The 12110-nt window shown below is 73.2% G+C and carries 11 protein-coding genes; 4 read left to right on the forward strand and 7 right to left on the reverse strand.

The features are described from left to right. Positions 1-90 precede the first annotated feature (90 nt). Entirely contained in the window at positions 91-453 is a 363-nt protein-coding gene (locus J2Z30_RS40630; protein WP_044570841.1) for a DUF1330 domain-containing protein, read from the forward strand. Between the two features lie 354 nt (positions 454-807). Here J2Z30_RS40630 and J2Z30_RS40635 read toward each other — a convergent pair whose 3' ends face one another. The 6 genes from J2Z30_RS40635 to J2Z30_RS40660 form a co-directional block, all read right to left on the reverse strand. Continuing rightward, entirely contained in the window at positions 808-2673 is a 1866-nt protein-coding gene (locus J2Z30_RS40635) for a gamma-glutamyltransferase family protein (RefSeq protein ID WP_044570839.1), read from the reverse strand. A 124-nt stretch (positions 2674-2797) separates the two neighbouring features. Next, positions 2798-3844, reverse strand: a complete 1047-nt coding sequence (locus J2Z30_RS40640; protein ID WP_044570837.1) for an ABC transporter ATP-binding protein — start codon at positions 3842-3844, stop codon at positions 2798-2800. Next, positions 3841-4929, reverse strand: a complete 1089-nt coding sequence (locus tag J2Z30_RS40645) for an ABC transporter ATP-binding protein (protein ID WP_078956699.1) — start codon at positions 4927-4929, stop codon at positions 3841-3843. The genes J2Z30_RS40640 and J2Z30_RS40645 overlap by 4 nt, the downstream gene beginning before the upstream one ends. A 19-nt stretch (positions 4930-4948) precedes the next feature. Beyond that, a complete protein-coding gene (locus tag J2Z30_RS40650) occupies positions 4949-5770 on the reverse strand; it encodes an ABC transporter permease (RefSeq protein WP_372453391.1) in 822 nt (273 codons plus the stop codon). A 130-nt stretch (positions 5771-5900) separates the two neighbouring features. After that, positions 5901-6851, reverse strand: a complete 951-nt coding sequence (locus J2Z30_RS40655) for an ABC transporter permease (RefSeq protein ID WP_044570835.1) — start codon at positions 6849-6851, stop codon at positions 5901-5903. Further along, positions 6851-8518: an ABC transporter substrate-binding protein gene (locus tag J2Z30_RS40660; protein WP_107073308.1), complete on the reverse strand. Its 1668-nt coding sequence runs from the start codon at positions 8516-8518 to the stop codon at positions 6851-6853. Before J2Z30_RS40660 ends, J2Z30_RS40655 begins: the two co-directional genes overlap by 1 nt. Before the next feature lie 318 nt (positions 8519-8836). Between J2Z30_RS40660 and J2Z30_RS40665 the strand changes: the two genes are divergently transcribed. The 3 genes from J2Z30_RS40665 (at position 8837) to J2Z30_RS40675 (ending at position 11226) form a co-directional block, all read left to right on the forward strand. Next, positions 8837-9562, forward strand: a complete 726-nt coding sequence (locus J2Z30_RS40665) for a FadR/GntR family transcriptional regulator (RefSeq protein WP_044570833.1) — start codon at positions 8837-8839, stop codon at positions 9560-9562. Positions 9563-9625: 63 nt separating this feature from the next. After that, positions 9626-10045 carry a YciI family protein gene (locus tag J2Z30_RS40670; RefSeq protein WP_044570830.1) on the forward strand — a complete coding sequence of 140 codons (420 nt, stop codon included), beginning with the start codon at positions 9626-9628 and terminating at the stop codon, positions 10043-10045. A gap of 5 nt (positions 10046-10050) precedes the next feature. Further along, positions 10051-11226 carry an RNA polymerase sigma factor gene (locus tag J2Z30_RS40675; RefSeq protein ID WP_044581504.1) on the forward strand — a complete coding sequence of 392 codons (1176 nt, stop codon included), beginning with the start codon at positions 10051-10053 and terminating at the stop codon, positions 11224-11226. A 49-nt stretch (positions 11227-11275) separates the two neighbouring features. Here J2Z30_RS40675 and J2Z30_RS40680 read toward each other — a convergent pair whose 3' ends face one another. After that, on the reverse strand, positions 11276-11866 hold the full coding sequence (locus tag J2Z30_RS40680) for a hypothetical protein (RefSeq protein ID WP_209469047.1): 591 nt from the start codon (positions 11864-11866) through the stop codon (positions 11276-11278). Positions 11867-12110 lie beyond the last annotated feature (244 nt).

The raw sequence follows: 12110 nt of genomic DNA on the forward strand, positions 1-12110 counted from the left end.
GGTCATGACCTCGGGGGTAATCGACGCTCCCGGCGGGGCGCGGCAGGCTGATCCGTGTCCGCCGATCTGCCTGGAGCACTTGGAGGAGCCATGCCCGCCGCCTACGCGCTCGCGCATCTGCACGGCCGCACCCCGCACCCCGACGCCATCGAGTACCTGGAGCGGATCCAGGGCACCCTCGACCCCTTCCACGGCCGGTTCCTCATCCACGGCGACACGCTGGAGGTGGTCGAGGGTGAGTGGCCGGGCAGCGTGGTGCTGATCGAGTTCCCGGGTGGGATGGCGGACGCCCGCGAGTGGTACGCGTCGCCCGCCTACCAGGACATCCTGACGCTGCGCACCGACCACACCGACGGCGATGTGATCCTGGCCGATGGCGTCGGCCCCGGCTACGACCCGCTGAAGCGGGCCGAGCAGCTGCGGTCCGCAGACCCCAGCGCGTACGCCCGCTAGCCCGCGAATTCCGCCCGGCGAATCTGTCCCCGCCCCGCCCCTTCCCGAAACTGGGGCTCCCCCCCAGACCCCGGAGGCGACGAGTCGGCTGTTCGCCGTCGTACACCTGCGCGGGCGGGCTGTTTCCCTTCCCGCCCCTTTCCCGCCGCATCGGTATGCGGCTCCGCCGCGTGGCAAGGGCTTCGCCCCTGGACCCCGGGGGTCGACGAGCCGACCGTCGCCGCGATCAGCGCACCGGCCGGGGTCTGGGGCGGAGCCCCCGATTAGGGAAAGGGCGGGGAGGGGAGCAGCCCGCCGCACGCGTCGCGATCCGTCGGACAGGACACCACCCGGCGCGCCCGCCGCCCCCGGCGGTCAGCGCCCCACCGCGTAGCCCTGCGCGCCGCGCGGGTTGGCGGCAGCAAGCAGGACGCCCGTCTCCGGGTCGCGGGCGACCGCGCACAGGCGCCCCTCCGACCAGGGGTCGCCGACCACGACGTCATGGCCGCGGCGGCGGAGTTCCGCAAGGGCGGGCTCGCCGACGCGGGACTCGACGACCACCCGGCCCGCCGTCATCGCCCGGGGGTGGAAGGAGCCGGGGAAGGACTCCTGGTGCCAGTTGGGGGCGTCGATGGCGCCCTGCAGATCCAGCCCGGAGCGCACCGGTGCCCGTAGCGCGACGCCGAGGAAGAAGTGCGTGCTCCACTGGTCCTGCTGGTCGCCGCCGGGAGTGCCGAAGGCCATGACGGGGGTGTCTCCGCGCAGCGCGAGCGAGGGGGTGAGCGTGGTGCGCGGGCGGCGGCCGGGGGTGAGGGAGTTGGGCAGGCCGGGGTCCAGCCAGGTCATCTGGAGCCGGGTGCCGAGCGGGAAACCCAGCGCGGGGATGACGGGGTTGGACTGCAGCCAGCCGCCGCTGGGCGTGGCCGCGACCATGTTGCCCCAGCGGTCCACCACGTCGAGGTGGCAGGTGTCGCCCCGGGTCACCCCATCCCGGTCGACGGCGGGTTCGCCGGCGGCCCGGCCCCCCAGCCCCAGGCCCAGGTCCCCTCCGCCGACCGTGGGTTCGCCGCCGCCCGGCCCGGCGGCCGGTCCGGCCGCCCCGGACGCGGCGCGGGCCACGGCGGCCAGCGCCTGCTTGCTCAGCCGTGGCGTACGGCCACCGGGGCGCCCGGGGCGCAGCTCGTACGAGGCCTGTTCGCCGATCAGCGCCCGCCGCTCGTCGTTGTACGGACGGGAGAGCAGCTCGGTCAGCGGAACGTCGGCGGCGTCCCCGTACCACGCCTCGCGGTCGGCCATGGCCAGCTTGCCGCCCTCGATCAGGAGGTGCAGGAAGTCGGGCGTGCCCAGGTCGGCCTCGCTCAGCCCGTACGGCAGCAGGGCGAGTTGCTGGAGCAGCACCGGCCCCTGACTCCAGGGCCCGGCCTTGCACACGGTCCAGCCGTTCCAGAAGTGACGGACCGGCGGCTCGTACGTGGCCTCGAAGGCGGCCAGGTCGTCCCCGGTCATGGTCCCGGCGTTGCGGTGCCCGGACGAGTCCATCGCGGGCCGGGCCGCCGCGTCCGCCAGCTCCTCCGCGATGAAGCCCTCGCGCCAGACCCGGCGGGCGGCCTCGATCTGGGTCTCGCGTCCCGGCCCTGCCGCCTCCGCCTCGGCGACCAGCCGCCGCCAGGTGGCGGCCAGCGCGGGGTTGGTGAGCAGCCGCCCGGCGGCGGGGGCCTTCCCGTCCGGCAGATACAGCTCGGCCGAGGTCGTCCACTCGGTCTCGAACAGCTCCCGCACGGTCTCGACCGTCTCCCCGATCCGCTCGACCGCCGGATGGCCGTGCTCGGCGTAGCCGATCGCGTACCGCAGCACCTCGGCGAGCCGCTTCGTGCCGTGGTCGCGCAGCAGCACCATCCAGGCGTCGAACGCACCCGGCACCGCCGCCGCGAGCGGGCCGGTGCCGGGGACGAGGTCGAGGCCGAGCGCGGTGTAGTGGTCGATGGTGGCTCCGGCGGGGGCCGGGCCCTGGCCGCACAGCACGGTGGGTTCGCCGCCCGCCGGGGCGAGGATGATCGGCACCTCTCCGGCGGGCCCGTTCAGATGCGGCTCGACCACATGCAGGACGAACCCGGCGGCCACGGCCGCGTCGAAGGCGTTGCCGCCGTCCTCCAGGACGGCCATGGCGGACTGCGAGGCCAGCCAGTGGGTGGAGGACACCATGCCATGGGTGCCCTGCAGGGTGGGCCGGGTGGTGAACATGTCGGCAGGCTCCTGGTCTCGTACGAGGGCGGGTGCGGGTGCGGGTGCGGGTACGGGTGCAGCGGTGCGGGCAGGTCTCACGGACCTCGGGGGACAGAGGCGTCCGCAGGGGACAGAGGCGCCCTCACGGGACAGCGGCGTCCGCAGGGGACGAGGCGTCGGGCGCGGTGCCGTCCTCCGCCACCAGATGGCACGAGACCTGACGACGGCCGCCGCCCCCCGCGATCCGCCGCAGCACGGGCGGCTCGGTGCGGCAGCGGTCGACGGCGAGCGGACAGCGGGTGTGGAAGCGGCAGCCGCTCGGCGGATCCAGCGGGCTGGGCAGCTCCCCGCTGAGCACGATCCGGGCGCGCGACCGCTGTGCGGCCGGGTTCGGTACCGGCGCCGCGGACAGCAGGGCCTGGGTGTACGGATGCTTGGGGTCGGCGAACAGTTCGTCGGCCGGGGCCTGTTCCACCAGCTGCCCCAGATACATCACGGCGATCCGGTCGGCGAGGTACTCGACGGCGGCCAGGTCATGGGTGATGAACAGACAGCCGAACCGCCGCTCCCGCTGGAGGTCCGCCAGCAGGTTGAGCACGGACGCCTGGACGGAGACGTCCAGCGCCGACGTCGGCTCGTCGGCCACCAGCAGCTGGGGATCGACCGACAGCGCGCGGGCGATGGAGACCCGCTGTCGCTGCCCGCCGGAGAGTTCATGGGGCCGCCGCCGTGCCAGTTCGGGCCGCAGCCCCACCTGGGCCAGCAGCGCGGCGACCCGGTCGCGCAGGGCGTCGCCGGAGGCCAGACGGTGCAGCCGCAGCGGCTGGCCGACGATGGCGCCCACGGTCATCCGGGGGTCGAGCGAGGAGGACGGGTCCTGGAACACCAGGTGGAAGTCCTTGCGCAGCGGACGCAGCGCCCGCTTCGACAGCCGGGTCACATCGCGGCCGTTGATCGTCACCTGGCCCGCGGTCGGCCGGTCCAGCCGTACGGCGCACCGCCCCACCGTGGACTTGCCGCTGCCGGACTCCCCGACCAGGCCGACGATCTCGCCCCGGCCGATGCTGAGGCTGACCCCGTCGACCGCCCTGACGGTGCCGGCGGGGCCGGTGAAGTGGCGGACGAGGCCGCTGATGTCGAGCACGGCGTCATCCCGCGACGCCTGCGCGGGCGCGGCGGCGGCGGTCATGAGGCGGCCTCCTCTTCGGGGCATTCGCGGTGTTCAGGGTGTACCGGCACCGGATACCAGCACGCGGCCTCGTGTGGCTCGGATTGCTCGGAGCGCTCGTACCGTTCGTACCCCTCATGCCTCTCGTCCCGCTCGGGCAGCGCCCGCAGCGCGGGCCTTTGTTCCCCGCACCGCTCGTCGGCGTAGGAGCAGCGGGGCTGGAAGGTGCAGCGGTCGGGCTGTTCGGTGAGGCTCGGCACCAGTCCGGGGATCTCCTGGAGCCGCCCCCGCCCGCCCTCCGCCCGCCGTCGGCCGGGCACCGGCACCGCGCCGAGCAGCCCGCGGGTGTACGGGTGGCGGGGCGCGCCGAACAGCTCGTCCACCGGGGCCTGTTCGACGCCCCGGCCCGCGTACATCACCAGCACCCGATCGGCGGTGTCGGCGACCACGCCCAGATCGTGGGTGATCAGCACGATGGCGGTGCCGAGCCGCTCCCGCAGGGACTGCAGCACCTCCAGGATGCCCGCCTGCACGGTGACGTCCAGCGCGGTGGTGGGCTCGTCGGCGATGAGCACGGCGGGGTCGCAGGCGATCGCGATGGCGATCATCACCCGCTGTCGCATTCCGCCGCTGAGCTGGTGCGGATAGTCGCGGGCCCGCTGGGCGGGGGCGGGGATGCCCACGAGGTCGAGCAGGTCCACGGCCCGTTCGCGCGCCGCACGGCGGCCGATCCCCTGATGGCGCCTGAGGACCTCGCCGACCTGGCGGCCGATGGTGAGGACGGGGTTCAGCGAGGTCATCGGCTCCTGGAAGATCATCGCGATCTCCCGGCCGCGGACGTCCCGCAGTTCGCTCTCGTCCGCCCCCACCAACTCCCGTCCGCCCAGCCGGATGGAGCCGCCGACGCTCGCTGTGGGCGGCAGCAGCCCCATCACGGCGGTGGAGGTGACGGATTTGCCGCAGCCGGACTCGCCGACCACGGCCAGGACTTCACCGGCGGCGATGTCGTACGACAGCCCGTCCACCGCGTGGACCACGCGGGTCGGGGTGCGGAAGACCACGGACAGGTCCCGCACGCTCAGGGCAGGGGGCGCGGAGGTGGTCATCGGCTCTCTCCCGACATGGTCATCGGCTGTCTCCCTGGGGGTCGAGGATGTCGCGCAGCCCGTCCCCGAGCAGATTGAACGCGAGCGTCGCGGCGATGATCGCCAGGCCCGGGAAGACCGCCATCCAGGGCGCGGCGGCGATGTACGCCTGGGCGCTGGAGAGCATCACCCCGAGCGAGGGGGACGGCGGCTGGACGCCGAGGCCGAGGAAGCTCAGCAGCGCCTCACCGATGATCGCGGTGGGGATGCCCACGGTGGCCTGGACGGTCAGCGCGGACAGGGCGCCGGGGAGGATGTGGCGGAAGAGCACGGTGCCGTCCCCGCCGCCGCCCACCACGGCCGCCGCCACATAGTCGAGGTGTTTGAGCCGCAGCGTCTCCGCCCGGGTGATCCGGATGACGGCCGGGATCTGCGAGACGCCGACCGCGATCGTGGCGTTCAGCAGGGACGGCCCGAGGATGGTGGCCAGGCCCACGGCCAGCACCAGGAAGGGGAAGGCGAGCAGGGTGTCGGTGAGCCGTGAGACCACGGAGTCGGCGAACCGCCCGTAGTAGCCCGCGATCAGCCCGAGCGGCACCCCGGCCGCGAAGGCCAGCGCCACCGCGAGCAGCCCGATCTGCAGCGAGGCCCGCACCCCGTACACGACGCGGGAGAGCTGATCGCGGCCCAGGTCGTCGGTGCCCAGCCAGTGGGCCCAGCCCGGCTCCTGGAGGGCGGCGGCGAAGTCGGGGCGGGCCGGGTCGTACGGCGCGATGAGCGGTGCGCACACCGCGATCAGCACCAGGATCGCGGCGGCCACGGCCCCGGTGAGGGCCAGCTTGTTACGGGTCAGCAGCCGCAGCCGGGACAGCGGGGCGAGCGGGGCCCGCGCCCGCTCCTCGGCGGCGGGAAGGGCGGTGGCGGCCGCGCTCACTGGGCACCTCCGAGGCGGATGCCCGGTGCGCCGGGCGGGGCATCTCCGAACCGGGTTCTCACTGGGCACCTCCGAGCCGGATACGGGGGTCGATCACCGAATAGGCCAGGTCCACCAGCAGGTTGACGAGGATGTAGGCGGTCGAGGTGAACAGCACCACGCCCTGCACCATCGCGTAGTCGCGGGAGAAGACCGCGTCGATGGTGAGCTTGCCGAAGCCCGGCAGGACGAAGATCTGCTCGGTGACCACCGCGCCCGAGATGAGGTGCCCGAGCTGGAGCCCGAGCACGGTCACCACGGTGACCAGGCTGTTGCGCAGCGCATGGCCCATGATCACCTGACGCCGGGAGAGCCCCTTGGCGCGCGCCGTGCGGACGTAGTCGGCGGACAGCGAGCCCAGCATGGCCGCGCGCGTCTGCCGCATCACGACCGCCGCCAGACCGGAGCCGAGGACGATCACCGGGAGCACCATATGGCGCAGGTTCTCCATCGGGTCCACGCCGAACGGCACGAAACCGGAGGCGGCGAAGACCGGGACGGCGATGGCGAAGGCGAGGACGAGCACGATGCCGAGCCAGAAGGCGGGCACCGAAAGCCCCAGCAGCGCCACCGCGTTGACCAGCCACTCCTCGGGCCGGCCGCGCCGGACCGCCGCCACCACCCCGGCGCCCACGCCGACCACGACCGCGAGCAGCAGGGCCAGGGCGGACAGTTCGAGGGTGACGGGCAGCGCCTCCATCACCGAGTCCAGGACCGGCAGCCCGGTGCGGGAGGAGACGCCGAGGTCGCCGGTGGCGGCGTGCCGCACATAGCGCAGGTACTGCACCACGATGTTGTCGTCGAGCCCGTAGCTCTCGCGGATCTGGGCGATCGCCTCGGGCGTGGGCTCCTCCCCGGCCAGCGCGGTGGCGGTGTCGCCGGGCAGCGCCCGTACGCCTGCGAAGACCACGACGCTGACGAGGAAGAGCGTGATCAGTGATTCGCCGAGACGGCGGATCGGATACGGCATCAGCTCCCTCCCTTCACATATCCGGCGTCCTTCACCCGGATCAGCCCGTCGCCGAAGACCTTCAGCCCGGCGACCTTCTCCGTCACGGAGACGTAGTTCGTGGGCTGGATCAGATAGAGCACGGTGTGCGCGGCGCGTACGCGCTCCACGAGCCGGGCGTAGATCTTCTTGCGGGCGGGCTTGCCCGCGGTGGCGCCGCCCTCGGCGATCAGCCGGTCGATGGCGGGGTCGGAGAGCCCGCCGTAGTTCTGGGCGCCGCCGGTGCCGGCGAACACGTCGATGTTGCCCGCCGGGTCGAGCCGCCCCGACCAGTTGGTGGTCGCCGCCTGGAAGTCGCCCGCGCGGGAGTGCTCCAGGCCGGTGGCGAACTCGGTGGGCGTCAGGCTCACCGCGAAGCCCGCCTCCTTGGCCATGGCCTGGATGACCTGGCCCAGCCGGTTGTCCTCCGGGGTGGTGCTGATCTGGAGCCGCACCCGTACCGGGGTGGTCACCTTGGCGGCCCTGAGCAGCCGCTTGGCCTTGGCCAGGTCGCGGGCCGGGCAGCGGGACCCGGTGGCGTACGGGGTGCCGGAGGGGAGCGGGCCGCAGGTGGGGCGGTAGCGGCCCTGGAAGACGATGGTGTTGATCAGGTCGCGGTCCAGGGAGAGGTCGAACGCCTCGCGCACCCGCACATCCCGCGCGATCGGGGTGTCGATCCGGCCCGGCGGTGCCCCGGCGCCCTTCGTATTGCCGATGTTGAGGGTCAGTCCGTAGTAGCCCAGCGAGGGGGAGTGGAACAGCTGCAGCCCGGGTTCGGTGAGTGCCCGGCCCACCTGGACCGGGTCCATCTGGTCGCCCACCTGGATGTCGCCGGACTGGAGATTGGCCAGCCGGACGTTGCCGTCGATGATGGTGCGGTAGATCACCCGCCGCAGATGGACCGCGTCGGCGTCGTAGTAGTTCGGGTCCTTGTCCAGCACGATCCGGTCGCCCACCACACGCTCGGCGTAGCGGAACGGGCCGACGCAGGTGGGGTGGCTCGCGAAGCCCTTGCCGTAGCGCTTCAGCGCGGTCGGGGACATCACCATGCCCGCGCGGTCGGCGAGCAGTGCGAGCAGCGGGACGTACGGCTTGGCCAGCCGCAGCCGTACGGTGTCGTCGCCGACCGCCTGGACCGAGGTGAGGGGCTTCAGCTCGCTCGCGCGGACGGAACCGGTCAGCGTCCGGTGGCGGTCGAGGGAGGTCTTGACCGCCTTGGCGTCCATACGGGTGCCGTCGGCGAACCGGACGCCGCGCCGCAGCTTGATGGTGACGGTGCGGCCCCCGTCGCCGGTCGTGGGCGGGGCGGCGGCGAGCTGCGGCACGATCCGGTTCTCGGCGTCGACGTCGTAGAGCTTCTCGCACATCGCGGTGAACACGGTCCGGCCCACGGCGGTGCTGGCCAGGGTGGGATCCAGCTTGTCCGGGTCCGATTTGAGGGCGATGGTCAGCGTTCCGCCGTCGCGGGCGGGCCGGGGGTCGGTCATCCGGTCGGCGCCCACCTCGGCCGTGGGGGACGCCAGGGAGGCGCAGCCGGCGGTGGCGCCGGCGACCAGCACACACAGCACCTGGGCGGCGAGGGCGGCGGCGCGCGGTCGGTGGCGGGTGGGTGGGGGCCGGTCGCTGGGTCCGCTCGTTCTCTGGCGCATGGCGGGGTGCCTCACTGCTGGGGACGTCGGGGGCGCGCGCTGCGGTGCGGCCAGGATGGCGCAGGGACGGCAGTTGGTCCATTGGTAGGACCAAATTGATGTCGGCAGACGCTAGCGTGCGGACCCGGCGGCTCCGGTTGCCCGCCCGTCACCACCTGGTTAAATCCGCTCGCGGCGGTGGCCGGGAGGAGGTCGGGAGGAGGCCGGGAGGGACGCCGGGCGGACGCCGGGGGTGGCGCCCGCCGGGTGTGAGACTCTGGACCACCGGCCGGGCCGGAAAGCTGAAGAAAGCCGAAGAAGTCGGAGGAAAGCCAGGAGATGGACTGGCGGCAACTGCGGCACTCCACCCTGTCGAGGCCGGACGCCCTGGCCGTCGGCCTGGAGCGGTTGATCCTGAGCGGAGAGCTGGCGCCCGGTTCCCGCGTCCCCCCGGAGCGGGAGCTCGCGGAGAGCCTCGGCGTCTCCCGGGGCTCGGTCCGCGAGGCGCTGCGCGCGCTCGCCTCGCGCGGACTGGTCGTCCGGCGCCCCGGCTCCGGCACCGTCGTGCTCGACCCGGGAGCCACTCCGCGCGGTGACCTCCTGGCCTCGGGGCTTGATGCCACGGCGGAGCTGTTGCAGGTCATGGAGGTGCGCGCGTGTATCGAGCCCTCGGTGACCGCGCGGGCCGCCCGGCGGGCCACCCCCTCCGACATCGTCCAGCTGCACGCCCTGCTGGACGCGATGCGACGGGAGCCCACGCGGCAGGAGTTCACCGACCTGGACCGCACCTTCCACCGCGCCATCGCCCAGTACACCCGCAACCCCCTGCTGCTGCGGCTGCTGGACCGGGTCTACGAGATCGGCGAGCCGGGGCGGCGCAAGACCTCGCTGTCCGCCGCCCGCCGGCGCGCCACCATCGAGGAGCACCAGGCCATCCTGCGGGCGATCGAGGCCCGCGACCCGGAGGCGGCCCGAGCGGCCTCCGAAGCCCATCTGGACTCGGTGCTGCACCGGATCGAGGAACAGCGGAAAAAAATCTCGGACGGGGATGTCGAGAACGCGTGACCGGCTCCGTCCCCGGGGTGAACGCGACCACAATGGGTCGCATCCGCATCGAGGAGAACCACGATGGCCAAGTATCTGCTGCTGAAGCACTACCGCGGCGCCCCGGCTCCGGTGAACAACGTGCCGATGGACCAGTGGACGCCGGAGGAGATCTCGGCGCACGTGCAGTACATGAACGACTTCGCGGCCCGGCTGGAGAAGTCCGGCGAGTTCGTCGACGGTCAGGCGCTCGCCCCGGAGGGGTCGTGGGTGCGGTACGACGGTGAGGGGCGTCCGCCGGTCACCGACGGTCCGTTCGCCGAGACCAAGGATCTCATCGCGGGCTGGATGATCATCGACGTCGACAGCCACGAGCGCGCCGTCGAGCTGGCCGGTGAGCTGTCGGCCGCTCCGGGGAAGGACGGGAAGCCGATCCACGAGTGGCTGGAGGTGCGCCCGTTCCTGGCCGCCAAGCCCAGCACCACGGAGTGCACCTTCAAGTGACGCAGATGAACGAGGCCCTGATCAGGAGCCTCACGCCGGGCGTGCTCGGCGTCCTCGTCCGCCGCGGAGCCGATTTCGCGGCGGCCGAGGACGCCGTGCAGGACGCGCTGATCGAGGCGGTCCGCGGCTGGCCGGCCGACCCCCCGCGTGACGCGAAGGGCTGGCTGACCACCGTGGCCTGGCGCAAGTTCCTCGACGCGACCCGGGCGGACGCGGCCCGCCGCCGGCGTGAGGACCTCGTCGAGGAGGAACCGGCGTCCGGGCCCGCGGCCTCGGTGGACGACACGCTCCAGCTGTACTTCCTGTGCGCCCACCCGTCGCTGACGCCGTCGTCCGCCGTCGCGCTCACGCTGCGCGCGGTCGGCGGGCTCACCACCCGCCAGATCGCCCAGGCGTATCTGGTGCCCGAGGCGACCATGGCGCAGCGCATCAGCCGGGCCAAGCGCACCGTCTCCGGCGTACGGTTCGACCAGCCCGGCGACGTCGCAACCGTGCTGCGCGTGCTGTACCTGGTCTTCAACGAGGGTTACTCGGGCGACGTCGACCTCGCCGCCGAGGCCATCCGGCTCACCCGGCAGCTCGTCACCGCGATCGACCACCCCGAGGTGGCGGGGCTGCTCGCCCTGATGCTGCTCCACCACGCCCGGCGCGCCACCCGGACCGCGCCCGACGGCAGCCTGGTGCCGCTCGCCGAGCAGGACCGCTCCCGGTGGGACACCAAGGCGATCGCCGAGGGGGTGGAGATCCTGCAGGCGGCGCTCGCCCGCGACCGACTGGGCGAGTTCCAGGCGCAGGCCGCCATCGCGGCCCTCCACGCCGACGCGCCCACCGCCGAGGAGACCGACTGGGTGCAGATCGTGGAGTGGTACGACGAGCTCGCGGGCCTGACCGACAGCCCGGTCGTCCGGCTCAACCGCGCGGTGGCGGTCGGCGAGGCCGATGGGCCGCGCGCCGGGCTGGCCGCGCTCGCGGAACTGGACGCGTCTTCCGCCGGCTCTTCGAGCGGGGGATACCCCTTGCCCCGCCACGCGGCGGTGGCGGCGTACCTCCACGAGCGCGATGGCGACCTGGCGACGGCGGCCCGGCTGTACGCCGAGGCGGCCCACAAGGCGGCCAACCTCGCCGAGCGCGACTACCTGACCCGCCAGGCCGCCCGGCTCAACACCGGCCGACCCCACTGACGGACCGCGACACGGGCCGCACCACGGGCCGCACCGACCAGGGGTCGGCTCACGGGCGGACGTACCGGTCGGGTTTGCCCTGCGGCCAGTTGACGCTGAGGCTCTGGCCGTCACCGCTGACCACGGCGTGGCCGCCGGAGATGGTCTCGCCCTGACAGGTCATGGTGACGGCCATGCTCGCGCTGATCGTCCCGGGGCAGGACTTGCCCTGGTACCCCACGGTCAGGGAACCGCCGGTCACGGTCATGACGACCGGTTTGCCGTTCGGGTCACGCACCTCGGAGTACCACGTGCCCTGCACGCTCGCCGGGGCGCCCGCACGGGTCGGCGCGGGGGCCTGCGTCTTCGGAGTCGTGCGGCGCGGGGCCGGGGTGGTGCCGTCGGCGGCGCGGGTGGCCCTGGGACTGCTCGGGTTCGCGCTGGGGCTCTTGGCGGGCTTTGTACGGCTCGGGCTGGGGCTCGCACTGGTGGGAGTGGCGGACGCGGTGCCCCGCTCCGCCTTGTCCGCCTTGTGAGCGGACGCCGTCTTGTCGGAGCCGCCGGACGACTGGGCGCCCTTGTCGTCGTCCTTGCCGCAGCCGGTCAGCGCCAGAGCCAGTACCGCGACGGCCGCGGTGGCGGCCGCATTCATTTTCCGCACGAGAATCCCTGATATTCCTGAGTGAACGGGGAAGGTATGAGGGAAGATCCTGACAGGCGGATACGCCGAAGCTCCACAGATTCCGGAGATGTTCTCCAGGAAATGTTTACTGGAATCCGGATCAGTTTCCTGCGCCGCTTTCTCCTGGCGACTTTCTCTCGGCGGCCCTCTCGCGGAGGCTTTCTGGCGCGGTCCCCGGACGGGCGCCGGGCCGGTGGACCACCGCCCACGTCCGGGTCGGTCC

It is taken from the genome of Streptomyces iranensis (assembly GCF_017874715.1).
GTDB lineage: Bacteria > Actinomycetota > Actinomycetes > Streptomycetales > Streptomycetaceae > Streptomyces > Streptomyces iranensis.